Genomic DNA, 26216 nt, shown 5'->3' with positions numbered 1-26216 from the left:
TGCCTCTTTAAAAATATTCTAATGTAAATTTTTTAAAGCATTTAGGATTTGTTCCTCTTCTTCCTCTGTAACCGTTCTTAAATCAAGCTGAATTTCTTCATTTTGAATTCGAACTATGATCGATGGCGAAAAGTCGATTCTAAGTTTTCTTGCAGCTTGTTCTGCAGTCAGTTCGTTATGTTTTAAGGAAACCACAAAAGTCGGAAGTGTGACATCAGGCATCGTCCCTCCGCCAACCTGGCTTGTCCCTTCAACAATCTTTACCTCATAATGGTCCGGCACTCGCCTCACAAAGTTGTCAGCTCGTTCTTTTATTTCTTCAGAAGAATAAAGGAGGTCCCGCAACGTCGGAATATTTTTCAATTCAGGTCCGCCTTTTAAATAGTCAATTAACGTTCCCTCAAGTGCTGCTAACGTCATCTTGTCAACACGCAATACACGAGCAAGCTGATGTTTCTTTAACTTATCAATCAACACTTTCTTCCCTGCGATGATTCCCGCCTGAGGGCCCCCGAGCAATTTGTCACCACTAAAGGAAACGAGATCTGCTCCCATTTTAATAACCTCACCAACAACTGGTTCATCACCGATGCCGTGTTTCTGGAAATCGTAAAGAACACCGCTGCCAAGATCTTCGTAGAAAATAATTTGCTCATGTTTTTGTGTTAATTCAACCAATTCCTCTGTTTCAACCGATTTTGTAAAGCCGATCGTTTTAAAATTACTCGTATGCACCTTTAAAATCATTGCTGTTTCAGGACTTATTGCATTCTCGTAATCATATAAATGAGTTTTATTAGTGGTGCCCACCTCTTTCAAACTTGCACCGCTCTCTTCCATAATAGAAGAAATCCGAAAGGAACCGCCGATTTCAACAAGCTGCCCTCTTGAAACAATGACTTCTTTTTCAAAAGCAAGCGTTCGAAGCACCAAATATACAGCAGCAGCATTATTGTTTACCACCATAGCTGCCTCTGCACCAGTAATATCTTTTACTAGGGACTCTACATGGCTATGGCGTGAACCTCGTTCTCCTTCTTCAAGCTTATATTCAAGGTTTGAATAATTTTGAGCCGCTTCTAGGGCATGATGGGCGGCACGGTCACTAAGTCGGGCCCGGCCAAGGTTCGTATGTAAAATCGTCCCAGTCGCATTAATCACTCTTTTTAATGTATAACCGATTTGTTTTTGCACCAATGCTTCAACTTGAGAGAAGAATTCATCCATAAACATAGAAGTTCCTGGCTCCGATCCCTTCCATGCTCCGGCTAGTATTTCCTCTCTAACCAGGTCAAGCCTCTCTTTTAATACATTTGTTAAATAACCTGTCTCCAAGCTGTTATCAGCTAATATTTTCGTAAACCTAGCTTCCTTTTGCAGCTCATGAACAGGAGGCAATGATCGAAGTAAATGTTTCAAAATTACCCCTCCAAATTAACAGTCAACCTTTATTATACCAATTATTTATTGCAACACAAAGGTGGTTATAGCGATTCATATTATTTAAAAATAATAATAAAAGACCGCTCATTAATGAGTCGGTCTGTATCGTCTATTTATAAAGCTTCCATTATTTCGATTAAATCTTTTGAATGTGGGAACTTTCCAGTTTCCTTTTTCGAATAAACTTTTTCTTGATTAATCGTAACCTCAAATACTCCACCGGAAGATGGGATTAACTCCAGTTTTTCAATCTGGGCTCTGAAATGTGTAAATAATTCCTCCGCGACACTCGCGGCTTTCGGTGCATAATTTCACATCATGCAAAATTCAATCACAATTTGATATTTTTTCAATGTAGTTATCCTCCTTCTTTCTTCTAATAAACGGATTCATATCCGTTTCACAGTAAGATAATATTGACATTTTAGTACAAACTGAATTCTATCGCAAATGTCCTGTTTCAATTTGGTGCGTGAATGGACAAATAAAGGTATACTAATCAATGGAGGTGGAAAACGGTGAACGAACAAGAAAAAATACGCCTAACTTCATTATCATCTAAAGCTGGCTGAGGCTGCAAAATTGGTCCTGAGGACTTGGCGCAAGTGTTGCGCCTCTTACCTGAACAAGAGCCGGTTCCAGAATTGCTTGTTGGGCACGAAACTTCTGATGATGCCGGAGTTTACCAATTAACAGATTCGATTGCCTTAATCCAAACGCTAGATTATTTTACTCCTATCGTAGATGATCCATTTAAGTTTGGCCAAATTGCTGCTGCAAATGCGCTAAGCGACGTCTATGCGATGGGCGGTGAACCAAAAACGGTCCTAAATATCGTTGGGTATCCCGTAAAGAAATTAGGTCCTGATATTCTTGCTGAAATACTGCGCGGGGCGGCTGACAAAGTGAAAGAAAGCGGTGCTGTAACCGTTGGTGGTCACTCGATTGATGACCAAGAGCCAAAGTTCGGTTTATCTGTTACCGGGATTGTACACCCAAGTAAAATTTGGAAAAATGTCGGTGCTAAGCCAGGAAATGTTCTTGTGTTAACAAAGCCAATTGGGGTTGGAATCCTTACCACCGGTATAAAAAGAAACGTGGTGTCACCTGAACAGGAACAAGTCGTAACCGACACAATGGCCGCTCTAAACAAAACAGCTGCCGAAGCCTTAAGCGGACTTCACCCATATGCTGTAACCGATGTAACTGGGTTTGGATTGTTAGGTCACGGAAGCGAAATGGCGCGCGGCAGCAATGTAAGCTTAGAAATCAAGCTTTCTAGGGTACCCGTTTTGGAAGGTACTTTTGAATTAGCCAAAGATGGGGTTGTACCAGGAGGTTCGAAAGCTAATCATAAATGGCTGATAAACGACGTTGAATATGACTCGATATCACCGGAAGAGCAGATAGTTCTTTGCGATGCTATTACATCGGGCGGTTTACTTGTTGCCTTAGATGAAACAGAGGCAAACCAGTATATTGACAATCTACATCAACGCGGTCATCAAATTGCAGAAATTATTGGCAAAGTGACTGAGAAAAAAGACAAGCTTATTTATGTGAAACGCTAATTTCCATATTAGCGATACGGTTAGAACGATTGGTTAATCCATATCTCGTGCGAAAAAATGAAAACCCCATTCCTGCCTGTTAGGCGGTAGTGGGGTTTAGTTATGTTAATTGATTGAGTCGGGAGTTTTATTTTCTAAAGATTGAATGCATTTCCTAACATTGGCTTGAACGCTTATAAATCCTAATCAGACTATGCAGCTTTAGAACAGTTCCGCCTTAAACGGTTTCAGGCTGTGTCCGTTTTAGCTTGTCAAATTCTAATTGAACTTCTTCTTGAAGGATTTTATCTAAGTAGATTGCTTCCTGTGGCCGCTTCATTTCGTAAATCGATTGGGCAGCACTAGCTTTTGCTTCTAGATTCAAAATTTGATCTTCCATTCGGGCAAATCCTCTTACTGCATTTTCCGGAGAGAAAGATGCGAGCGTTTGGTTGACCTGGTTGCTAGCTTGTGCCGCATTCGCTCTAGAAATAAGGATAAGTTTTTTCCGCTGTAGCTCTTCGTATGTTTCTTTTAATTTTTTTACTTGTCCATACAAAGTGGTCGTTTGCTTTTTCGTTGTTTCATATGCTTCTTTCGTTGTTGCTAATTTTTTCTCATTGGTGATTTTATCCTGCAGTGCAAGCTTGGCAATTTCATCTTCATTTTTTTCAACGGCTAACTGCGCTTGGCGTGCCCGCTTTGAGACAATTCCCTCTGTTTCGGTGAGAATGCACTCATATTTCTTTTCAATAAAAAGCTGATTTGCGAGAGACTTTTCTGCTTTTTCGATTTCAACTTCCAGATCTCTTAAATATTGATTTAACATACTAATCGGATCTTCCATCTTATCAATGACAGAATTTATATCGGCTAGTGCAATCCCTTTTAATCTCTTAAAAATACCCACTTTATTTCTCCTCCTTCATAATGGTCCGTTCCCATTCATCGAGAAAATCAAGTTTCTGAGTTGGAACGGTGAGGTAATCTCCCGTTACTATCGGACGATCCTCCGCATTTCTAGTTTTATACCAATAATAGACGCCGACAATCAATGCTAATAATACTAGCCAGTTTGGTAATAGTGCCCAAAGCCCAATAAAAACAAGACCAGCTCCGCTCCACTTTAATACTTTGTTTTTGGCTGAAAGCTTCCAAATTACAAATCCTGCTCCGATAAGACCAAGCTCAAATAGAAGAGGGAAAACAAAGCTGCTCATACCTCCAAAGTCTCTAGTTCCAGTAAAACTATGGTGACCGCCCATCATATGTCGTGATGAGTCTCCGAAATGCCCAAAACCGCCTTTTTGCATGCCATGCAACCCAAAAGACTGACCCTGTGGGGAAAATTGTCCAGCTTGTCCAATCCCGAAGTTAAGTAATGCCATTGTTGCAAAATGGAAGATTAGCATCGCTGCCGCTGCGATGATTACGAACCAAATAATCCGTTTTTTCATTCATTTCACCTCCTTTCAATAGTTATTCCATTTTTACTCGCTCAACGTAATGTTTATTGTCTTTAATTCTCCGTTTCTGTAAATCTCTAACTTCACTTTGTCTCCAACTTCAACATTCGAATAAAGAATTTTTCTAAGATCACTAGCATTTTCAATTTTACTTCCGTTTAAGGACACAATGACGTCCTCCACTTGAACGCCTGCCTTACCAGCGGGTGAGTTGGCATCTACATTGGTGACCATCGTTCCCTTCGTCACGTTTTCAGGAAGACTTTGTAAATATTGCGTTGGAATTTGTTCTAGGTCAGCGAGACTAACCCCTAAATATGGACGTGTAATCTTACCTTTTTGGATCAGTTCATTGACAATCGGGATAACATCATTACTTGGAATCGCAAAGCCTAATCCCTCTACCCCGCTTTCAGAAATCTTCAAGCTGTTAATTCCAATCACAAGGCCGTCCGTATTTAACAATGCACCACCACTGTTACCAGGGTTAATGGCTGCATCTGTTTGAATTACAGTAAGCTCCCACTGACCATCTGAAGTTGAGACAGTCATGGAGCGGTCAGTGCCGCTGACAATCCCTTGCGTAACCGTACCAGCAAAATCAAGACCAAGCGGATTCCCAATTGCTACTACCTGATCTCCTGCCCGAAGTGTTGAAGAATCCCCAAAGTCTAGAACGTCACTTGCATATTTCCCATCAATTTCAAGAACAGCCAAATCGGTTAACGCATCTGCACCGATAATTTTGGCGGTTGTCTTTTGACCATCAGAGAGAGTGATTTCAACCTGACTTGCATTTTCTATTACATGATTGTTTGTAACTATATAGGCACTGTCACCATCTTTTTTAAAAATAACCCCTGAGCCTGTCCCGCTTTCAACAGTTTGGGACTGAGATGAGAAACCTCTCGAAGATTGTTGCAAGTTCACGACGCCAACGATCGACTTCGAAGCGGTTTCCACCATATCGGCGATCGAAGAATTCTGAGTGCTTGTTGTCGTCTTTGCATGAACTGGTGTTGTTTCCGTGTTGGTTTTAGATGAATCTGCTTTTTCGACGGTCGTAACGATTTGCTGATTTAATTTGTCTAGATTTAATTTCGTCAAGATCTCGTCTGAATATGGACTTAATACGAATGCAAAAGTTAAGACGGAGCCAATAATCCCGCCTGTAACCGTTGAGACAAACTGTTTCCCTTTAGAATGTTTATGAACAATGACTTGTTGTTCAGGAGCTTGATAATTTTCCACGGTTCTTCCCTCCATTATTTGACAAAAAATTCTATATTTAGTTGAAGTTCACCAACTATTTTCATCTGAATTCATCATATCCAGAAAATATGACAAACTTATTAACAAAGTTGTAAAAGAAAATGAATAGTTAAAGAAATAATCATTACAATTATTAAGCATTAAAAAGTAGACAACGACGTAGACTGTAAACAAAAAAATGGCATCCGCAATGGATGCCATTTTTTCACTTACTTATATAATCATAATTTCTTTAACGGGATTCGAATCACAAACTTCGTTCCTTTACTTTCTTCACTTGATACAGTAATTTCCCCATCATGAAGTTGAACCAACTGTTTTACAATGGACAAACCAAGTCCAAATTCCCCGTAAGGGTTGTTTGTTCGAGATAAGTCGGCTTTATAGAAGCGGCGCCATATCGATTCAATCTCATTGGCAGGGATCCCAACACCGGTGTCCTCAATTTCGATAATTGAATAACCGTCCTCTGTTTTGCCTCGTAGCCAAATCGTCCCTTCTGATGTAAATTGAATGCTGTTTTTTGTAATATTGATTAGAATTTGAATCAATCGATCATAATCAGCATGAACGATGGTACCTTTCTCTACCTCAACGGTAATTTGATTGTGTTTTTCTTCTGCCTGGAAAAGTAACGTTTCTTTAATAATCTCAAGTAATTCTTCGAGCTGAATATCTTCTTTGAAAAGTTTTATTTGATTGGAGCGGATTTTCTCATAATCCAAATTTTCATTAACTAAACGAATCAACCGCTTTGTTTCTTTGCTAACAAGGCTGATTCCTTTTTCTTTATCCTCTTCCGAAATCATTTTGTTCCGCATCCCCTCAATCACACCGCTAATCGTTGTTAAAGGGGTCCTCATTTCGTGTGAGACATCGGCCATAAACTGTCGTCTGCGATTTTCTAAGCTATCAATCTCATCCATTGAGCCTTTTAATTTCATCACCATATTATTAAAATCATTGGCCAGCTCGCCAATTTCATCAAATTCTGAGGAAGGCAACTTCACATCATAATTTCCAGTCGATACCATTGCGGTTGCATCGCGGATCCCTTGAATTCTCCGTACATGCACCTTAGACAAAATCCAACTTAATAAGAGTGTTACGGATAAGGCAATGAAAACGGTATACAGGAGGTACTGATTAATTTCACTGATCATATCACGTGTACCACTTACCGGAGAAATGAGTAAAATACCACCGAGAAATCTCCCACCCTCAAAATAAGGAACCGCCACAAGGGATACGTCTTGATCATAACGAGTATCACGTTTTACAACGAGCTTATTCCCTTTTGTTATCTGCTCCCATTCATCTTCCTTGAGTTCAATCCTTGGGATTTTGCCTACAACTGGATAAACAACAGTCGCATGGTCATCAAAAAGAATGAAATTAATGTTTCTTGCTTTTAAGACAGAGCTATATTGATTGAGAATTTGCTCTCGTCCCATCTGAATTCGTTCAAATTGATGCAAAATATTTTCGCCATAGTTTGTCAACTCTTCTCCTTTGGAACGATAGACAAAGTCTTCCACTAAATTTGTAAAAACAACGCTCAATATTAAGAATGCAACAATCAGGATGCTAATATGGCTAATAAAGAGCTGGTAAATATATTTAAGCTTCATCTTCCACCACCGACTCATCAAACTTATAGCCTACACCCCATACCGTGTGTAAAAAAGGCTGATTCGGTGTACCAATTTTACTGCGGAGACGTTTAATATGAACATCAACGGTCCGTTCATCTCCATAAAACTGATACCCCCAAACTCGTTCCAGTAGCTGCTCCCGGGAAAAAACCTGGCGCGGATGTTCGATGAAATAGTAAAGTAAATCAAATTCCTTTGGTGTTAGATTCGAAATCGGTTCATTTTTCAAAAATACCTCACGGGTCTCTTTGCTAATTTTAAAACACTGAGTTTCTAAGTAATGGGATACGTTTGTCTCTTCCTCTTTTCCAGACTGTAGTGAACGTCTTGCGACTGCCTTTATTCGCGCCATTAAGGCTAATGGACTAAACGGCTTTGTAACATAATCGTCAGCGCCCATTTCAAGGCCAAGAACTTGATCCGATTCTGTATCCTTTGCCGTTAACATAATGATCGGGATCGATTTATTATCTTCACGGATCCTCCGACAAATTGTCACACCATCCATACTTGGCAGCATCCAATCAATAATCAATAAATCCCATTCTCCATCCTTATAGCGCTGTAACCCATCCTTGCCATCATGTACAAATTCGCCTTGAATGCCCTCCTTGATAAAAAACATTTCTACCATTGAACAAACACTTTCGTTATCCTCTATCATCAATATTTTCATAAAAGCACCATCCTGTTTTACTTGATTCCAATTAGTTAAGTTATTAAGACAGTCTTGCCATCTTGGATCGACAATTCCTAAAAATATCTTCTTTAATCCAAATTAAAACGAAATCCAATCAGGTTCAACCGTTTTTTCAATATATACCAAATATTTAATCGGGCTGAAATAGTTTGTTAATAATTTGTTCATTTATCTTGGTAAAATCGATATTTTTACATTTTATTGCAATAGAAAAAGAGATGCAAAAAGCATCCCTTGGAACATGATGAAAGGCAAAATGTTTTATTGTTTACTCACTGCCAGCTTTGTTGATTTTTGAAATCGCCCATCGTGAATATTCTCTTTGAATTTCTGCCAGTGTGTCCTCGCCATCCTTATTTTTATAAAAAACAAACCCTTTTGATTTTTGAAGGTAGACAGCCGGCCGCCCATAACATCCATCTTGACAGCTCGTATAGACAATATCCAACAAAGATAACGAGCCAACATCCGTTTTCCCGCTATTAATAATATCCTCTGTCGATACCTCATTATAGTTGTCTAAATTCACATCAAAGCTAGCCTTCACCTCTTCTATAATTGGCGCGTTCAGTTCCTTAACGTTTTGATCCATTTGCGCAAAGGTCACGATATTGTTTTGATAAATCAACTGCATATATCCGACCCTTATTATAAAAATGATGAAAACACTCGTTAGAACTATATATAGTAAGCGAACTCGGTTTTTTGTATGAAGATTTAATTCTTTCACTGGCGTCCCCCCATACGTTTTTATCAATATATGCTTGTCTCTTTTCTGATAGAAGGGGGGATTGTTTTCAAAATCCAGAAATTAATACGTTTTTATCTCAGCGTCCTTTTTCGCTTCTTCTAACCATGTGGTGTATTCGGATTGCATTTTTTCACTTAGTAACGTTTCTTTAATTTCATCTTTATGATCGTCAAATTTTGCTTCTGATGCTGCTTTCTTTTCAACTACCTTAATAATGTGGTAGCCATAATCCGTCTTAATAGGCGCGCTAATCTCATTAACTGCCATTGAAAAAGCTGCCTCTTCAAATTCGGCAACCATTTCTCCTTTAACGAAGAAGCCGAGATCTCCACCATTGTCCTTTGATCCCGTATCAGTAGAATACTCTTTGGCGAGCTCTGCAAAATCTGCACCATTAGCCAGCTTGTCCTTTATTTCATTTGCCGTTTTTTCGTCTTCCACCAAAATATGGCTGGCCTTTACTTGTTCCCCTTCTTCGAAGGAGGTTTTATTTTCTTCGAAATACGTTTTCATTTCGTCATCGGTAATGTTGATTCTTGGCTCAAGGATTTTTCTCGTCAGAATATAGGTTTTAAGGTCTTTATTGACTCGATCCATTGAAACTCCGCTCGATTTCATCGCTTCCTCAAAAGCATCCGCTCCGCCATATGAATCTTGAAGCGTTTTTAACTCTGCCTTAATTTCACTGTCAGCAACCGTAATTTTCTTGTTCTTCGCTTCTTGTTCAATTAATTTTTCAGAAATGAGGGAATCTAAAACTTCCTCACCATATTGGTCATTTAATACTTGGTTTAGTTCCTCTTTACTGATCATTTCGCCATTTACCTTGGCAGCAGCATTGTCTTTAAAAATATTAAAGCCGAGCAAAATTATCGTAGCAGCAGCTAAAACTGCACCTGATAGAATAAACATCCCTTTTCGAGTTTTTAAGTTAGATAACATGGTTCATCTCCTTTGTTTTTTTAACCTTTCTATATCTTAGATGCAAAATATGAACAATTTATTACTGAATCGTGAAAGGGATATTAAATACGAATTTCGTTTTAAATGAAAACAAACGAGCTAGCTTCAAATGGGAGCCGCTCGTTATGGTTAGAGTCATATCGTTAACTTGCCGTCCGTTTTTTCCTTAATTTTTCTAGCATATCTACCGTCATCGCAGGTAAATCGTAGCTTGTCTTAAAGCCCCATTCTTGCTTGGCTGTGGTGGGATCAATCGAGTCCGGCCAGCTGTCGGCAATTCTTTGCCGGATTGGATCCACGCTATAGTTCAATGTAAAGCCGGGGAGATGCTTCCTTATTTCGGCAGCTATTTCTTCGGGGTCAAAACTCATCGACGTAACATTATACGAATTTCGATGTTTTAATGTTGAGGGGTCAGCCTCCATTAAATCAATAATCGCATTCAGTGCATCCGGCATATACATCATATCCAGATAAGTCCCTTTTTTTAAATAACAGGTGTATTCACCACTGTTAAATGCTTCTTCGAAAATTTCGACTGCATAGTCGGTTGTTCCACCGCCTGGCTGCGTTAAATAGGAAATTAACCCTGGAAAGCGGAGCCCGCGCGTATCGACTCCGAATCGAATATGATAGTAATCTGCTAACAACTCTCCAGCAACTTTATTAATCCCATACATCGTTGTTGGACGCATCAAAGTGTTTTGTGGGGTTTGCTTCTTTGGGGTTGTAGAGCCAAATGCTGCAATCGAGCTTGGGGTGAAGAATTGACATTGCAGCTCTTTTGCGGTCTCGAGTGCATTAACCAGCCCACCCATGTTTAAATGCCAAGCTAAAGTCGGGTTAGCCTCTGCTTTTGCCGATAAAATGGCCGCCAAATGAATAATCGTATCAACTTGATAACGATTAGCAATTTGGAGGAGTAATTCTCCATTTGTAACATCCAAGAGTTCGAAGGGACCAGCTTCTGTCGTTTCGTTTACCAATTTTCTTATATCAGTAGCAATCACACGGTCCGTGCCGTACACATTTCTAAGCCTGGCTGTTAATTCTGACCCGATTTGACCTAATGCACCGGTAATCAAAATTTTCTTCATCGTTGTTCCTCCACATTCATCTCTAAAAACTACTAAATTAGCGACTCGATTTGATAGAGCCGCTAGATGATCCCCATTTCCTTGCCAACCTTAGCATAGGAGGCTATAGCACGATCCAGCATTTCTGTTGTGTGAGATGCTGTCGGCATATTTCGGACCCTTCCTGTCCCTTTTGGTACGGTAGGAAAGACGATTGCTTTTGCATAGACCCCTTCTTCGTAAAGACGTTGACTAAACTTCTGTGTTTGAACTTCATTTCCAATGATGCAAGGGGTGATGGGTGTTTCGCTATTTCCAATGTTAAAGCCGAGTTCCTTCAAACCATGCTTCAAATAGTTCCCATTATCCCAAAGGCGATCATGTAATTCTGTGCTCTCTGTCAAAATACTTATTGCTTTAATGCAGGCAGCTGTATCAGCTGGCGTCATCGCCGTAGAAAATAGAAACGGGCGGCTGCGGACTTTTAGCCAATTAATTAACGCCTGTTTTCCGGCAACATAACCTCCGACAACCCCAATGGCTTTTGATAGAGTACCAATCTGAAAGTCTATATGATCTGAAAGGCCGAAATGCTTGACTGTCCCTGCGCCATTGCCTAACACTCCGGAGCCGTGTGCATCATCTACATAGGTGATCAGATCGTATTTATCGGCAATTTCTACGATTTCTGGAAGCTTAGCGATATCTCCATCCATTGAAAAAACACCATCTGTAATCACCATTATTTTGTTATATTGTCCCGATTCCGTTAGCGCTTTTGCTTTCACACGTAAGTCGTTCATGTCTGAATGGCCGAACCGGATAATCTTTGCTCTCGATAATCGGCAGCCATCGATGATGGATGCATGGTTTAATTCATCAGAAAGGATCGCATCGTTTTCGTCCATCACAGCAGAAATGGCCGCCATATTACAATTAAAGCCTGATTGATAGGCGATTGCTGCTTCCGTTTGTTTGAACTTTGCCAGCTTTTCCTCAAGCTCAACATGAAGCTTAAATGTCCCGTTAATGGTCCGGACTGCTCCTGAACCGACGCCAAACCGATGTAGGGCGTTGCTTGCTGCATCCTTCAACCGCTGGTCTGTCGCCAGCCCTAAATAGTTATTGGATGAAAGATTAATGAGTGATTTTCCATTGATCGAAATAATCGGTCCATTTGGACTTTCTAACGGATCGATTACATTATAAAGCCCTTTACTTTTTAAATCGTTTAAGTGGGTAGACAAAAAAATTTTCAAATGATTACTGGTCATTCTCAAACCTCCCGTTACCCATTATGATATGCGATGACACGGTTCATCGTTAGCGAACAAATCATCAATCAAGCAAAAAAATAACCCAATCCCTCTTCACCACACTAACGCACCGGGGGACTGTCCCCCGGTGCGTTAGTGTGGTGAATTAAAGATTGTTGGTAATTTGCTAGTTTTCAGAGCTGATTTTTAGTATGATGGAGAGTAGACGTGCCTAAATTTGAATCCTTAAAATCCTAAAATAGAGCAAGTGATCATCAAGACTAGTAGGTGAAGTTGCATGACATCAGAATTTATCATCGAAATTAAAAATGTATCGAAACACTATGAGCGGAAGATAGCTTTATCTTCCCTTTCTTTTTCGATCAAAAAAGGAGAAATCGTTGCTTTAATTGGGCCTAGCGGCGCAGGTAAATCCACGCTTCTAAATATAATCGCCACGGTAGTAAAGCCTGATGAAGGGAATCTCTTGATCGACGGGGAGCCATCTGCCCAATTTACCGACGGAAAGAAATTGGCAAAAAAAATCGGGATTATTCGGCAGCAATTTGATCTCGTTGGACAGCTCCCGGTTATTCATAATGTCCTTGCCGGAAGATTGGCAGACTGGGGGTTCTTCAAATCACTGCTGTCTTTAGTATTTCCGCAAGAAAAACAAGTTGCAGCAAATTCACTGCAACGGGTTGGTTTACTGGACAAAATGTACGAACAAACTGCCAATCTGTCAGGTGGCGAACAACAGCGTGTTGCCATGGCCAGATTATTAACCCAAAAACCAGAAATTATTTTAGCGGACGAGCCGGTGGCATCACTCGATCCCGCCCGTGCTGAAGATATTCTTTCCATTCTAACGAACCTTGCTAGAGAGGAGCACCAGACCCTGATCACCACGCTCCACTCGGTAGAGTATGCAAAAAAATATTTTACAAGAATGATTGCCCTAAAAGATGGAGAAATCTTTTTTGACTTACCGACGGCTGAGGTTAGTGAACATCATTTACAAAGTCTTTATGAACTAAAGGAGCAGGCTTAGCATGAAGCAAGTAGCGCTCTTTTACGAATTTCATAAACGCACCATTTTGTCCCTGTTGCTATTGCTAGTCTTTATTTGGAGTTTGTTCGCCGTTCCGTGGGGTGATGACCTCGTCCATGCCGGTGGAGCTGTTACAATTAAACAGATCGTTAGTGCCTTTTTCCGGCCTGAATTATCAATAAAAATCATCCTTCTCGCACTTTCATCCTCATGGATTACCCTTGCCTATGCTGTAGCGGGGATGACAGTAGCCCTTTTAATTGCCTTTGTGCTCGGAATTCTAGCATCCGGAGTCCTTTCTTCTGGAAAAACAAGTATGCTGTTAACAAAGGGATTTTTCCGCAGTATGTTAGGATTTATCCGTGCGATTCACGAACTTGTGTGGGCCTGGATGTTTGTCGCTGCTTTCGGTTTATCACCTTACGCTGCTATTTTTGCGCTTGGGATCCCATATGGGGGTATGCTGGGGAGAATCTTTGCTGATATGATTGCGGACGTTCGTAAAGAACCGATAGACGCATTAAAAAGTGCAGGAGCGTCAAAGCTCCAATGCCTCATTTACGGTTATTTTCCCATCGTTAAAGCCAATATTATCAGCTATACGATGTATCGATTTGAATGCGCCATTCGCTCTTCCGCTATTATGAGCTTTGTAGGATTGGGCGGTCTCGGATACCAAATCCAGCTTTCATTAGATGAATTAAATTACAATGAAGTTTGGACATTCATGTTTTTCTTAATTATTCTAGTTGTACTGATCGACCTTTGGAGCAACCTGCTAAGAAAGAGAATGATCTCATGATGGACAAAAAAAACACCCGCAAAAAAAACATCCTAAACATCAATACTTTTTCAATCGTTATGGCAATCGTCCTTATTGCCGGTTCATGGGGTTATATTATCATTGGCGAGAATGCTGATTTTTTCGGACTATTTAATGAAACGAATGCTCAGTATGCCAAAAAGTTCTTTGGCGGCTTGATCGGTCTTGGGCAGGATCATATTGCCTTTACTGATCCTAACAGCTGGAAGGAATCGATAAAACTGACCTTTGAAACATTGCAAATGAGTATTATTGCCATTGGTATTGCTACCATCATTACTCTATTTACGGTGATTCCAGCAGCCCGAAATGTTGCGGATGGTTCTTTGACGCTTACAAAAAAATGGTATCGCTGGATCTTATTTGGAATCATCCGGATTTTCTATATTTTTAGCCGTGCTGTCCCTGAACTGCTTTGGGCTATGATTATCGTATTCATTTTTAAGCCGGGCATCCTGCCAGGTGCATTAGCACTGGCGCTCCACAATTTTGGGATCCTTGGCAAGCTTTGTGCCGAGGTGATTGAGGACCTTGACGAAAGACCGGTTCGCAACCTATCCTCAAGTGGTGCAAGCAAAAGTCAAATCTTTCTTTACGGTGTCATCCCAAGTGTTTTGCCGCAGTTTTTATCCTATATTTTATATCGCTGGGAAGTCATTATGAGAACAACGATCGTTGTTGGCTTCGTAGGCGCCGGTGGGCTCGGTCAGCAGTTTAAGCTCAGTATGAGTTATTTTGACTATACCCAAATCACATTATTGTTGATTTGTTATCTAGTTCTCGTACTTTTAGCTGATTTCTTCTCTGAAGCCTCTAGAAAAGCAGTAAAATAAAAGCCGCATTCACAAAAATGCGGCTTTTTTGAAATAGGCTGTGTTAAAGCTCATTATTGATTTTTTTATACAATGTTGATTGGAGCGGAAGGCGCTTGACTCCTGCGGGAGCAGCGGGACAGGTGAGACCCCACAGGAGCTTTAGCTCCGAGGAGGCTCACCGCCCGCCCCGCGGAAAGCAAGCGCCTCTCGCTGCAATCAACAGTCAAATTTAACACAGCCTTGAAATAAAATCATTAACTTACCCTTCTCAAACCTTTTAAGACCCTTCCATCCACTATCTTTGTATGTTTTTGGTGGATTAACAAGACTAATTGGATAAACAAAAACGGAAGGAATGATTTTTTATAGGCTAAATATCTCGACTCCCACTGCGGGGCAAACTTGTTCTTATATTCATGTAATCCTTTGAACTTGTAAAACGAATCCCCATGTTCAAAAACAAAGCGAGCAAGCTTTTCGTATAGCGATGCTTTGTTCGAGACACCAACATTAGCAAGCGGTGACATTCCTAAACTACAATAGTCGTAGCCTTGCTCCTTACACCATTGGAAAATGGACAAAAATAAGAAATCCATCGTTCCATGCGGGCAATTTTTTACGTGTCTCATTAAATCGATCGTGATCGTCCGTTTTGGAGTTTGTTTATTACACGCTAACGATGCAAAGGCAATAACATCCCCATCAGGATTCGTTAACGTGGCGATTGGAAAACGGGAAAGATAGTCCTTGCAAAAAAAGCCAACGGAATATCCTTTCTCTTGCCTCCTGTCAAGCCATGACTCGGAAATTGCTTCAATCTTCGAATATAGTTCATTAGAATGCGGTGGGTACGAGACACAATAATGGAAACCGTTGCGTTCAAATTTATTTTTTCTAGTCCGTAATTTGGCTCCTTTTTTCCCAGCCAATGTGAAATCATGTAGGTCAACCTTCGCCTCTTCACCCAATTTAAACAAACGATAATCAAAATCACAATAGTATAGTAAGAATCGTTCTGAAACTTGATAAAATACCGGGGTTTTTTTCAATACTTTACAATATTCCTTAAACTCTTTTATTCCTTCTCTAATAAACTCTTCTTTTCCGATCGGATCTCCTAGAACGATAAGCTTACTCCCGATTTTTTGAAAAACAACTAACACTTTATTATTAGAAGTTCGATACACTTCTTTATCATTAAGGAATGTTAAATGGGACAGATGGGTTCCCCCATTATTGTCAATGAATGCTTGTACTTCATCTAAACTCTCTTCAAGTCCAATAAATTGATTCGATTTTAATATAAAAATGATAATAGCAAAAATTAGTAGTCCAAAAAGCGATAAAAAAATTGCGGCCATAATACCCTCCCTGCAGAAAAATACCAAAAGCATAAAAATCATACCATAGAATGAAAAAGTAAGCGATATTATTTTTTCAGATTCATTGAAAGAAATCTACTCTTAGCAAGGGTTTCATCAGCTAATGCAGGCTTGTTAAAGCCTAAAGGCTGACTTAAGTTCGTCAGCCTTTACATTTTCTTAATCCCATTTGTTGATCCATAATAGAATCTTCTGCTTGATAATCGTGAAAGCCGTTGTTTCCCCTTTTGCCGTTTTTTGTTTATGCCATTCGTTATAGCTGGCAACTGTAATTAAGATGGAGCCGCTGATTAATAAATAAGCCCACCAAGGTAAATTGCCCCAAAATGGCCGTGTTTGTAAAAACACATTTAACAATAAAACGCCTGAACCGACAACAAAATAGGATTTCACCTTGAGCGCAATTCCTGCCAGCATCGAAATCAGCGAAAGTGTCCCTAAAATTAGGGCATCATATATGGTTGAGCTTTCTAACCCATCCTGAATAAGAAATAATGAAACGATTATTAAAACGGCCCATTGAATTTGACTCATGACTTTCTTGTATTTTCCATTTAAGCAGCGTTGCAAATAAATGACTGCCGCCACCCAAGGGATAACCAGGGTCTCCCGTTCAAAAAGCTCCGGTATATTCAAGTCAGAAATGAAAGAATAATACGGTTCGAGCAGATAAATTCCTGCACCTATTTTCACCCATACCGACATATCCTTTGGAACTCGAGCGATTTGCAACCAAAAACCAAACGATATAAAAAGTCCGGGAACTAAATTCGTCCAAATAAGCTCTGGTCGATATATGTAACAGGAAGCAAAGTAAAGAAAAGCGATAATCGTGTACCCGTCCAGCTCCTTCAGTCCACCTTTTCCATCTGCTTGATGAAAGCTGCTATAGACGAGTTTTCCTACAAACAACAGGGTGATTCCTGCCAAACTCACCAATAATAATTTTGCTTGTTCGCTCCATGCGGCTAATTGTAAAAATTGCATCGTTGCCGCAAAGACTAATAATAGAGGAATAACGTGCATAACTTTCCACTTATTAACGGACATGAACCATAACAGACCCGAACAATAGCCAACAGTAACCAAAAACTCGGTAAGTGAATACGGGTAAATTCCGATAAACACAACGATTCCTAATATTGAGAATGGAACAAAGAAAAATACAATTCGTTGTTTAAAGCTTGGCTTTTCCAAAAGCCAATACACTGCAATCAAAATACTCGTGATCAGAAAAGAATATTGAAGCTTCACATCAATTTGAAAATTCATGATACCCGTTAACATCATAAGAAATACGGCTGTAAAACCACTATATAAAAAGGTTTTAATTTTCCATTCTAAATGGACAAGATAAGTGCTCGCGAAATATAAAATTGCTGCTAATAAAAAGCTCCAAATCGATTTTTCGCCATATAGAAAGAAACTAAACAGCAAGGATATTGGTAGAAACAAATGGCCAACCCATGCATAGCCACTTGCTAGACCCGTACGTTTATTTTTCAATGAGTATGAAATCAAAAGCAAAACGGCGCTCGCAAAAGAATACTCTACGTACTGCACTAAAAGTGGAACCTGAAGCTGCATATGAAACGATTGTACAATCGTAAAATAAGTGATTAATGAGATGGAACCGACTAAATATGGAACCCACCGGAGTTTTTTCACAAAATATAAAGCCAAATAAACACCAATTCCACCCAGTAATACAAGCGGACGCATCCAAAGCTCATTAACATGTAAAGTAAGTGCAAAAACAATTGCAACAGAATAGAAGATTTGAGCGATCACAAAGGAATGCGCTGATAATCTTTCTTGGTTTACTTTTTTCCAGCCAAAGAAGGCAAGAAACGATACCACGCTTCCAAGCAAAGCATTCATGCTTAATCCTAAATTATTATAATAAAAAGCAGAGTTAACACGCCATTCCTCACTAAAAGCTGAGAATGCAACGGCAAGACAAAGCGGTAGTAACCAGGGGGCTAACACTTGATAAACGATGCGGCGCTCCACCTGGATCAATAAATATACATTGATACTAAACAGACAAAGCATCAGACCCAACTCAAGACAATTTGATACTAACAGAGTGAAAAATATTGAAAAACACATCACTGCTATTCCAATGTCTCGAGAGCTATTTTGAATGATAGAAAGATATTTCACTTTAATAAAATATCCGAACAAAATAAACAAGGCGAAGCCAATTAAAAAAATCGGTAGATTCAAAGCTTCAAATTGAACCTTTTGATCTAGCATCATCACTACTTCATATAAAGATGCAGTCATAAAGATCGGGCTCAGATAACTGAATAATCGAGAACCCCTCTCATTAGCTAAATAGATAAATTGTCCAGCTAACAACAAATAGGACAAGATAAGTCCCCAGGAAGGTTCAGTTATTGTAAGGTTCGTATAAAGTGCCTCTAAACTAATATAAAGAAATGCAGCCATAGATACGAGCGCACTTGTAAATTGAAAAATGTTCTTCCAATGATATTGATCATCCAAAAATTTTGGAATTGCTAAAAATCCAACTCCAACGAGAACAAATAATACCTCACTGAAATAATCAAGCACAGAGTGTTCGATCAACTGATAAGCACCATACACAATCATGGCGCTAAAGACGAAATGATATTCCTTTCTTCCACTCACATACACCATGGCTAAATACGCTGAAGCTGTCAAGATAATATTAACCCCATTCACGATGTGATTTTCAAAAAACACCATCGTTAACAGGGACGATAAGATTAGTTGGATCTGCGCAAAGGCAACTAGTTCTTCCGTAAACAGCTTGAGTGTTTCTCTTTTTTTGAGGCGATGAAACAAAAGAACCGTCAATACATTGTAGAGCATGAAGGCAAAATAAAACCAATCCTGCTCTAACTTAAAGGTGGCGATGAAAAATGCCATTCCTGCAGTCACTGCTAAATAAGCAAACCATACAAATAATCGCGAGGACAATTTTACCGCAATGCTAATATAAACTGGTATGATAACAAGACTGCTTAAAAAACCAAAAATGAATCGACCTTCACCTGATACCGACAAATATTCCCCAAGCAAATGAAACCAGCCAATTGATAATAGGAAAATCGGTAAAAATAAACTGCCCAGTACGGTAAAAGCCAACTCCGTTTTTTCGATTTTTAACACCTTTTTTGATAAGAAGGAAATCCCGAAGAACAATAATGATACGAGACCAACTAATCCGCTTTTCAACCAGTCTGGCATGGTCGCCCAGTTACTGGTAGCGACAAATAAACCGCCAATTAACAACAAGATCACACCAAGATTTAAAGACCAGGTGATATTTCTTTCTCTGATTTCTTCTCCAGTCAATTTCTTCTTTTCTGGTTTTTTCTTTGGAGTCATAACAACTGCTGGTTTTTTGTTCTGAATCTGCGGCTGTAATGGAGCCTTTTGATCGACTGGTTCAAATGCAATTTCTTTTTCTAATGGCTGATCGGCGTAAAATCGATGATGCGCCCTGGCGATTTCATTAAATTGCCTTCCGTTAATATAGTCTTCTTCAAGTAATAAATGCAGCTCTGAGATAAACACCTTTTTTCGTTCATCCTTCGTCAGCCTATCCACTTTTTCCACCACCTCTTATAGTCAACTGCCCAAAATTTCCCTTTAGTGTAATTTTACACTATTCGCATAAAAATTCAATAAGTTCTGAAAGTATTTTAATACAACAAAACACGCTAATTTCCCCTAAAAAAACGCCTATTTATGTGCCATTCGTCACATTTAGACAATATTTTGAAACAGCTTTTCGAACGTTTAATGACACAATTACCAAGTTATAGCTTTCATGTTCCTTTTTTTATACGATAAACACATGATTATGTTATTAACATCACAATAGAAAAAACTTTTTAATGCTAACAAAGACATTAACTTTAGAGGTGACAATAAATGGTGAAATATGATTTAGTTTTATTACACGCACCGAGTGTTTACGATTTTCGTGAGAACTCCTTACTAGCTGGACCGATAAGTGACGTAGTTCCTTCCTCTCCAGTATTTGAAATGTATCCGATTGGATTAACCAGTATCGCGGATTATTTAGAGCGCTACGGTATGCGTGTGAAAATTATTAACATTGCAAACCGGATGTTAATGAATTCATCCTTTGATGTTGAGAAAAAATTAAAAGGCATTAATGCTGCTGCATTTGGAATTGATCTACACTGGCTACCACATGCACACGGAAGTATTGAATTAGCTAAAATTGTTAAAAAACTACATCCTACTAAACCGATCATTTTTGGTGGATTGTCGGCAACTTACTATCATGAAGACTTGTTGAAATATCCATTTATTGATTTCGTTATGCGGGGCGACTCAACCGAAAAGTTAATGCTCATGCTAATCGAAGAAATTAAGTTTGGTAAAAAGAACTTTTCTGATATCCCAAATTTAACGTGGAGAAAAGAAAATGGCGAAGTCGTTTGCAATCCGCTTACGTATGTTCCAGACAGCTTAGATGAATTTGATGTGCCTGGATACCGCTATTCTATCAAATCTGTATTTAAGTACTTTAACTTTAAAGATCCGCTTCCTTATAATGGTTGGTTACAGTATCCAAATACAGCTATCTTAACCGCACGTGGTTGTACTCAAGGCTGCTTGATTTGTGGCGGATCAAAGCTGTCCTATGAGCAAAACTGTAATCGCCCTGGACTAGCCTTAAGATCCCCGGCAAAATTGGTTGAGGATATTCAATTTATCCAGCGGTTTAGCCGTGCGCCAATTTTTATCCTCCATGACATTCGTCAAGGCGGAAAAGAATATGTCGATGATTTCTTAGGACGCTTGAAGAAAATTAATCTTAAAAATGAATTGGTTTTTGAACTGTTCCAATATGCAGACGAGGAATTCTTTCAGAAAATTAACGAATCCGTTCCTAAGTATAGTATGGAGCTAACTCTCGAGACACATGACGAAGCAATTAGACGCTTTAACGGAAAATTCCGTTGTACGAACAAGAAGGTTATTGACACTCTTAACTATGCTCTTAAGCATGGCTGCGCAAAAATTGACTTATTCTTCATGGTAGGTATTCCAGATCAAGATTATGCAAGCGCCTTAAAAAATATCGATTTTGTTGAAGAAATTCACAATGCATGTAATCAAGACCGCCGCTTAGCTTACTTTGTGGCGCCATTAGCACCATTCTTAGACCCTGCCAGCCCTGCGTTTGAAAATCCTGATTTGTATGGCTACAAAAAATTCTGTCATACACTTGAGGATCACCGCGAGGCGATTAAAGCACCTTCTTGGAAGTACATGTTAAGCTATGAAACAAACAAAATGACAAGAGACGATATTGTTAATTCAACCTATGAATCTGCTCAACTACTAAATGAATTTAAACTTAAATATAATCTAATCGACCACTTTACGTATGAGGATGTTAATAGCAAAATTGAGGCCTCAATGAAGTATATTGAAAAAATAGACCAATTAATGTCTCTTCCTGAAGCGGAAAGAACGGTTGCATTGGCAAAAATTAAAAAGGATATTGAAGGAATCAATGAATACAGTATCTGTGGTGAGCATGAATTAAAATGGGAGGTTAAGAAGCACTATGCAAACTTCTTCTCTCTCACAATGGTAGGAATGGAGCTTTTGTTAGAGGATATTTCGGTTAACTTAAAAAAGCAATTATCCTTCAAAACTCGCACTCAAGTGAAATTGGATAACTAAATAATATATACTACAAAAAAATCACACGCTCAAATCGTGTGATTTTTTTTATTTAATTACGATTTTTACCATTTCCCTTTAGCATTAAGATCGCTTCTTCATTTTGGGCAATCTTTGTTAACTGAGCATCAAGGCGTTTATTTATAAGTTCTAGATCAATGCTGCTTCGAAAATCTTTAATTTGTTTGGCCATTGGAAGAACCTGTTCCCTTTGAAATTCCTCTACCTTCTCGACGATATCCTTTATGTCTGAAAGATCAATTTGATTGACGGAAACTCTATGCTCAATACTATCCACTTTTTCCAACCTGGAAAGCCGATTTTCTAAATGTTTAATCGAATCATCGATGTGCGCAACATTTTGTTTTATTTCCTTTACGTTTTCGATTAATTGCTTCAACAATTCCTCCATTGATGTCTCTCCAATCTGTATAATCGTTTAAGCTATTTTATCATTTCTGTACCGGTAAAATATGTGGATATTTTTCTACTTTTTTCACTATAACAAATATAAAAACCGAAATAGATCTATTGATATAAAAAAACTGCCGATTTTCCAATCAGACAGTCTTTTAGCTTTATTATGACTCATTTACCCTACTGTATACTTTTCTTTTGGAACGTCCCCCATTAAAGCACTGATTTCTTCAACTGCTGCTATATGAAGGTCATGCATGGCTCTTGTACAGGCAGTGTAAAATAGTTTGCGTTCACTTTCCTTTGCATACTGGGAACTATCATAAATAATTACCGCATCAAATTCAATTCCTTTAGCTAGATAAGCCGGTATGACGACAACTCCTGTTTCAAATGCAATGGTCCCTTTCCCAATTAATCGTAAAGAGAGTTTATCCTTTAGAGCGTTAAAGGCCATTTGGCATTCTTTGGCTGTTTTGCAAATGATTGCAATCGTATTATGCCCATTTTCCAAATATAGATGAATTTGTTCGACAAGGTGAAGATGCAATTCATCCCTCGTTTGAACGACCTCAATTGAAGGTTTACTACCACTCCGATTAAACGGTTCGATCTTATCCCCGCCCACAATTAAACAACTAGTGAAATCGACAATCTCCTTTGTCGAGCGGTATGTCGTATTTAAATTATAGGTTTCCACTAACTCTGTATGATCAATCCGGTTTGGCAAGGACATATCAGATCCTTCCGAATGAGTATAAATGGCCTGATTAATGTCACCTAGTAAAGTCATTTTACTATAAGGGAACATCTGTTTGATAAACGCAAATTGAAATGGTGAATAATCCTGAGCTTCGTCAATAAAAATATGACGAATGGAATTGTTTGTCCTTCTACCTAAAAGTAAATCCTGCAAATACACAAACGGAGTTGCATCCTCATATAAAATTGTATTATTTTTTACGGAATCAATAGTAAGATCACAAATACCTTCCCAGTTGCTGGGAGTATCCTCAAGATTCTTATCGAACAGTCGCAGGTAATTCTCTTTCATATTAACAAAATTCAAGTTTTTCACGCGGTTAAATAACGGCTTAAATTTTTGTTTTACGTACATTTCAGCTAATAGCTCTTGCTCCCGTTCAAAATCATCAAACGTATTTTCTGAAAAACCGCCTTTTTCCTCAAGCTGTTGGTACACTTCAATAAAATCATCCTTATCTAGATACTGTATCTCTTCCTCCACCCATTTTTTCTTTTGTTCCAGCTTAATTCTTTTCTTCAACTCTTTAAAAAGCCATTCCTTTACAATTTGAATTCGATTCGGGATAGAATAGGAACGATCAAGATTGTAAAAGTATTGATTGATTTGCTCTTCGGAAATGATGATTCGCCTTCTAAAGGTAAAATTGTTAAAAATAAGTCCCTGATTCGCAAGCTTTTGAACATAAGCATCAATGATGTCTTTAAACTTGATACCGCTCTTAAATTGAATATTGTTTAATCTTGCTTCATATGCCGGATCCTTACTTGATGTTAGCACGTATTCCATTTGATCAAATGAATCTTCCAGCTTAAACTCTTTACTTAAGCGACGGTCAAGATACTCCTGGAAAGTGCTTTGCTGCATATTCTCCTCGCCCAGCTCCGGTAATACTGTAGAGACATAACTATTAAATAACGGGTTTGGAGAAAATAAAATAATATTCTCGGGTAGTAATGATTCCCGGTACCGGTATAACAAATAGGCCACGCGCTGTAAGGCCGCTGAAGTTTTCCCGCTTCCGGCAACACCTTGCACGATCACAATCTTACTTTTTTCATTACGAATGATTTGATTTTGTTCCTTTTGGATTGTCGCAACGATGCTCTTCATTTGCGTATCCGTATTATTACCGAGAACGGCTTGCAGCATTTCATCTCGTATCGTAATTCCCGTATCAAACATCCCCGTAATCGTTCCAAACTTGATAATAAATTGCCGCTTTAATTCCATCTCACCGGAGATCATACCTGAAGGAGTAGAATAATGGGCTGGGCCTGGTGGATAGTCATAATACAAGCTTGAAATAGGGGCACGCCAATCATAGATAAGAAAGTTTTGCTCCTCTTTATCCATGAAGGAAGATATTCCAATATAGATCGATTCTGCCCGTATTTCTCCTTCTTCTAAAAAATCAATCCGTCCAAAATAAGGTGTATTTTTTAATCTTACTAACGTATTCATTTGCCGCTCAATTTGACTGTGGCTTCGTTCTCTCTCAGACAGTAATTCTGCTTGTTGTCTGAGACTCGTATGTGTTTCAATCACATCGTCCGGCTCATCTAAATTGACGGTAACATCATTCCAAAACGTCTCACGGAGCTCTCGGACATCATGAACGATATGACCGCCTTTTTCTATGAGTGCTCCCATTTTATTCTCAACTTCTTTAATAATCTCCTTAACTCGGGCCTGCTCTCTGTGCCATTCCTTGTTTTGCTCAGCACTCATTTTATCACTCTCCAAAATTAATTTAAGCAAAGTGTTGACATTTACACTTGTTTGTGTTAATGTTATTATAGAGTTATTCTAATTGTACAAAAATGAATAGTTTTCGACCATTTTTAATGGTATCATTAGCAACGAACTAAATCAAGAATTTAATTTTTAACGCCCGTATATGGCATTTTTTATTTTATAACAGGAAGACCTCCTTCACTCAGAAGGAGGTCTTCCTGTTTATTACCCCAAGCCGTTAATTTTACCTTGGATATTTTGCAAGCCTTGGTCCTCCCAGCTACATGCTGAATGCGATTCACAAATGACTTTTCTTCGCTAACTCATCACGATCAAGGGCCATAGGGGGCTGTTCCAACCATCCATTATTAATCATAATATTCGCACCATCCTCAGCGTATTTTACAATTTCCAACATTAACCGTTCATAATGACTGCCCAAATCTCTTCTTGGGCTTGTTGCCATGCTTGATCCATAAAAACCAATGCTTAAAGCAATTAAAGCCGTTGTAAAGTACATCATAAGTTTGTCCGAAAAAGTATAATCTGTAGAATCGGTTACTTCTGTATCCCAAGTTGTTGGAACAGGAATATCATCTTCTTTTAGAATGGAACTAAACACTTCACAATGCTTGCCTGCGATTTCTTTTCCCCTTATCAGATATTCCACCACCTCTTTTGATTGAGCTACTTGACTAAACCCGATTAATGTAGCTACTCCAAAAGCATTTCTTTGGTAATTTGCATATAGATTTGAGATTTCTACTCCCGTTAAAGCTCTCCTCTTACCAAAGTAACCAGTAAGAAAACTTTGACTTTTGACGAAACCGATCTGATCAGGTGTTGGTAAGTAGGGTGATTTTATATAGAGTCCTTTTGATAATAATAGTTCCTTAATTTCTCTAATGAACCGAGTTAATTGTGAAATACATTCATTAAAAAAACTATAAACATCTGCTCTAACAGCTAAGGCCAAATTTGCACTGTACGCTTGTAAAGCAATTTGTGCAGACAGGTGAAGATAATGTAACACATATGTATCAGAATATAATCTTGGAGCATCAATCTCTACATCTTCGTTTAATTTAAAAGAATATGGGATCGGATATTGTTCTTTATTAAAAATTTCCGTTATCGTCGTTAAATTCCCATTAGCAACGTCTAAAGCATGTTGAATTAATGGTTTAATTTGTTGGTCTTCCGCCTTTGCTAAAAAATGTCCAAACTTACATTTAACTGCACTATCATTCATATAGATCCCCCAAAGAGAACTGATCTCTGCTGAGGTCAATTTCGGTCCTTTTCCACCCATTTCCATATCCGCTACCCCCTGATACACAAAATATTATTTCTATGTTTCCCAGCATCCACC

General features: G+C 38.8%; 20 protein-coding genes and 1 pseudogene. 5 read left to right on the top strand and 16 right to left on the bottom strand.

What is annotated here, in order from left to right; all coding sequences use genetic code 11:
- Nucleotides 1-18 precede the first annotated feature (18 nt).
- Together selA and ACI48O_RS11390 are read right to left on the bottom strand one after the other, a co-directional pair.
- Nucleotides 19-1419, bottom strand: a complete 1401-nt coding sequence (gene selA, locus ACI48O_RS11395; protein ID WP_435561927.1) for an L-seryl-tRNA(Sec) selenium transferase — start codon at nt 1417-1419, stop codon at nt 19-21.
- Nucleotides 1420-1556: 137 nt separating this feature from the next.
- Nucleotides 1557-1742, bottom strand: a pseudogene (locus ACI48O_RS11390) (Rdx family protein); the annotation flags it as partial.
- Nucleotides 1743-1961: 219 nt separating this feature from the next.
- Between ACI48O_RS11390 and selD the strand changes: the two are divergent.
- Nucleotides 1962-3014 (top strand): selenide, water dikinase SelD, encoded by a 1053-nt coding sequence (gene selD, locus ACI48O_RS11385; RefSeq protein ID WP_435561926.1) that lies wholly within the window; start codon nt 1962-1964, stop codon nt 3012-3014.
- 217 nt (nt 3015-3231) lie between these two features.
- Here the strand turns inward: selD and ACI48O_RS11380 are convergent, their stop codons facing one another.
- The 9 genes from ACI48O_RS11380 to ACI48O_RS11340 all read right to left on the bottom strand — a co-directional run bounded on the left by ACI48O_RS11380 (nt 3232) and on the right by ACI48O_RS11340 (nt 12150).
- Nucleotides 3232-3903: a PspA/IM30 family protein gene (locus ACI48O_RS11380; RefSeq protein WP_435561925.1), complete on the bottom strand. Its 672-nt coding sequence runs from the start codon at nt 3901-3903 to the stop codon at nt 3232-3234.
- A 1-nt stretch (nt 3904) separates the two neighbouring features.
- Nucleotides 3905-4450 (bottom strand): hypothetical protein, encoded by a 546-nt coding sequence (locus tag ACI48O_RS11375; protein ID WP_435561924.1) that lies wholly within the window; start codon nt 4448-4450, stop codon nt 3905-3907.
- Between the two features lie 33 nt (nt 4451-4483).
- On the bottom strand, nt 4484-5710 hold the full coding sequence (locus ACI48O_RS11370) for a S1C family serine protease (RefSeq protein WP_435561923.1): 1227 nt from the start codon (nt 5708-5710) through the stop codon (nt 4484-4486).
- A 242-nt stretch (nt 5711-5952) separates the two neighbouring features.
- Nucleotides 5953-7362 carry an ATP-binding protein gene (locus tag ACI48O_RS11365; protein ID WP_435561922.1) on the bottom strand — a complete coding sequence of 470 codons (1410 nt, stop codon included), beginning with the start codon at nt 7360-7362 and terminating at the stop codon, nt 5953-5955.
- On the bottom strand, nt 7352-8062 hold the full coding sequence (locus ACI48O_RS11360; protein WP_435561921.1) for a winged helix-turn-helix domain-containing protein: 711 nt from the start codon (nt 8060-8062) through the stop codon (nt 7352-7354). Before ACI48O_RS11360 ends, ACI48O_RS11365 begins: the two co-directional genes overlap by 11 nt.
- 292 nt (nt 8063-8354) lie before the next feature.
- A complete protein-coding gene (locus tag ACI48O_RS11355; protein ID WP_435561920.1) occupies nt 8355-8816 on the bottom strand; it encodes a hypothetical protein in 462 nt (153 codons plus the stop codon).
- Nucleotides 8817-8897: 81 nt separating this feature from the next.
- On the bottom strand, nt 8898-9779 hold the full coding sequence (locus tag ACI48O_RS11350; protein ID WP_435561919.1) for a peptidylprolyl isomerase: 882 nt from the start codon (nt 9777-9779) through the stop codon (nt 8898-8900).
- Nucleotides 9780-9943: 164 nt separating this feature from the next.
- Nucleotides 9944-10897, bottom strand: coding sequence for an L-threonine 3-dehydrogenase (locus ACI48O_RS11345; protein WP_435561918.1), 954 nt, complete (start codon nt 10895-10897; stop codon nt 9944-9946).
- 62 nt (nt 10898-10959) lie between these two features.
- The gene (locus ACI48O_RS11340) at nt 10960-12150 is read right to left on the bottom strand and encodes a glycine C-acetyltransferase (protein WP_435561917.1); all 1191 of its coding nucleotides are present in this window, start codon (nt 12148-12150) and stop codon (nt 10960-10962) included.
- Nucleotides 12151-12430: 280 nt separating this feature from the next.
- On the opposite strand from ACI48O_RS11340, the gene ACI48O_RS11335 reads away from it, so the two are divergent.
- From ACI48O_RS11335 to ACI48O_RS11325, 3 genes are read left to right on the top strand one after another with little or no spacing between them, the layout of a single operon-like run.
- Nucleotides 12431-13183 (top strand): phosphonate ABC transporter ATP-binding protein, encoded by a 753-nt coding sequence (locus ACI48O_RS11335; RefSeq protein WP_435561916.1) that lies wholly within the window; start codon nt 12431-12433, stop codon nt 13181-13183.
- 1 nt (nt 13184) lies between these two features.
- The gene (locus ACI48O_RS11330; protein WP_435561915.1) at nt 13185-13985 is read left to right on the top strand and encodes a PhnE/PtxC family ABC transporter permease; all 801 of its coding nucleotides are present in this window, start codon (nt 13185-13187) and stop codon (nt 13983-13985) included.
- Entirely contained in the window at nt 13982-14839 is an 858-nt protein-coding gene (locus ACI48O_RS11325; protein WP_435561914.1) for a PhnE/PtxC family ABC transporter permease, read from the top strand. Before ACI48O_RS11330 ends, ACI48O_RS11325 begins: the two co-directional genes overlap by 4 nt.
- 236 nt (nt 14840-15075) lie before the next feature.
- On the opposite strand, the gene ACI48O_RS11320 is transcribed toward ACI48O_RS11325, so the two are convergent.
- Nucleotides 15076-16182: a phosphatidylglycerol lysyltransferase domain-containing protein gene (locus ACI48O_RS11320; RefSeq protein WP_435561913.1), complete on the bottom strand. Its 1107-nt coding sequence runs from the start codon at nt 16180-16182 to the stop codon at nt 15076-15078.
- Nucleotides 16183-16362: 180 nt separating this feature from the next.
- Nucleotides 16363-19806 carry a hypothetical protein gene (locus ACI48O_RS11315; RefSeq protein ID WP_435561912.1) on the bottom strand — a complete coding sequence of 1148 codons (3444 nt, stop codon included), beginning with the start codon at nt 19804-19806 and terminating at the stop codon, nt 16363-16365.
- A gap of 327 nt (nt 19807-20133) precedes the next feature.
- Between ACI48O_RS11315 and ACI48O_RS11310 the strand changes: the two genes are divergently transcribed.
- A complete protein-coding gene (locus ACI48O_RS11310) occupies nt 20134-21927 on the top strand; it encodes a TIGR04190 family B12-binding domain/radical SAM domain protein (protein ID WP_435561911.1) in 1794 nt (597 codons plus the stop codon).
- A 52-nt stretch (nt 21928-21979) separates the two neighbouring features.
- On the opposite strand, the gene ACI48O_RS11305 is transcribed toward ACI48O_RS11310, so the two are convergent.
- From ACI48O_RS11305 to ACI48O_RS11295, 3 genes are all read right to left on the bottom strand, one after another.
- Nucleotides 21980-22339: a hypothetical protein gene (locus ACI48O_RS11305; RefSeq protein ID WP_435561910.1), complete on the bottom strand. Its 360-nt coding sequence runs from the start codon at nt 22337-22339 to the stop codon at nt 21980-21982.
- A gap of 180 nt (nt 22340-22519) precedes the next feature.
- Nucleotides 22520-24838 carry an RNA polymerase recycling motor HelD gene (gene helD / locus ACI48O_RS11300; protein ID WP_435561909.1) on the bottom strand — a complete coding sequence of 773 codons (2319 nt, stop codon included), beginning with the start codon at nt 24836-24838 and terminating at the stop codon, nt 22520-22522.
- Nucleotides 24839-25142: 304 nt separating this feature from the next.
- Nucleotides 25143-26162 (bottom strand): DUF3231 family protein, encoded by a 1020-nt coding sequence (locus ACI48O_RS11295; RefSeq protein WP_435561908.1) that lies wholly within the window; start codon nt 26160-26162, stop codon nt 25143-25145.
- Nucleotides 26163-26216 lie beyond the last annotated feature (54 nt).

Source organism: Neobacillus terrisolis, from assembly GCF_051233475.1.
In the GTDB taxonomy this organism is placed as follows: Bacteria; Bacillota; Bacilli; order Bacillales; family Cytobacillaceae; genus Bacillus_BU.
The sequence above is the reverse complement of the archived record's forward strand: the minus strand, read 5'-3'. Positions and strand labels throughout refer to the sequence as shown.

Bases quoted from the DNA above. Each gene is read 5' to 3' on its own strand.
- ACI48O_RS11375 (WP_435561924.1), bottom strand. From the start codon at position 4,450: ATGAAAAAACGGATTATTTGGTTCGTAATCATCGCAGCGGCAGCGATG.
- ACI48O_RS11365 (WP_435561922.1), bottom strand. From the start codon at position 7,362: ATGAAGCTTAAATATATTTACCAGCTCTTTATTAGCCATATTAGCATC.
- ACI48O_RS11360 (WP_435561921.1), bottom strand. From the start codon at position 8,062: ATGAAAATATTGATGATAGAGGATAACGAAAGTGTTTGTTCAATGGTA.
- ACI48O_RS11350 (WP_435561919.1), bottom strand. From the start codon at position 9,779: ATGTTATCTAACTTAAAAACTCGAAAAGGGATGTTTATTCTATCAGGT.
- ACI48O_RS11345 (WP_435561918.1), bottom strand. From the start codon at position 10,897: ATGAAGAAAATTTTGATTACCGGTGCATTAGGTCAAATCGGGTCAGAA.
- ACI48O_RS11340 (WP_435561917.1), bottom strand. From the start codon at position 12,150: ATGACCAGTAATCATTTGAAAATTTTTTTGTCTACCCACTTAAACGAT.
- ACI48O_RS11335 (WP_435561916.1), top strand. From the start codon at position 12,431: ATGACATCAGAATTTATCATCGAAATTAAAAATGTATCGAAACACTAT.
- ACI48O_RS11330 (WP_435561915.1), top strand. From the start codon at position 13,185: ATGAAGCAAGTAGCGCTCTTTTACGAATTTCATAAACGCACCATTTTG.
- ACI48O_RS11325 (WP_435561914.1), top strand. From the start codon at position 13,982: ATGATGGACAAAAAAAACACCCGCAAAAAAAACATCCTAAACATCAAT.
- ACI48O_RS11320 (WP_435561913.1), bottom strand. From the start codon at position 16,182: ATGGCCGCAATTTTTTTATCGCTTTTTGGACTACTAATTTTTGCTATT.
- ACI48O_RS11310 (WP_435561911.1), top strand. From the start codon at position 20,134: ATGGTGAAATATGATTTAGTTTTATTACACGCACCGAGTGTTTACGAT.
- ACI48O_RS11305 (WP_435561910.1), bottom strand. From the start codon at position 22,339: ATGGAGGAATTGTTGAAGCAATTAATCGAAAACGTAAAGGAAATAAAA.
- helD (WP_435561909.1), bottom strand. From the start codon at position 24,838: ATGAGTGCTGAGCAAAACAAGGAATGGCACAGAGAGCAGGCCCGAGTT.
- ACI48O_RS11295 (WP_435561908.1), bottom strand. From the start codon at position 26,162: ATGGAAATGGGTGGAAAAGGACCGAAATTGACCTCAGCAGAGATCAGT.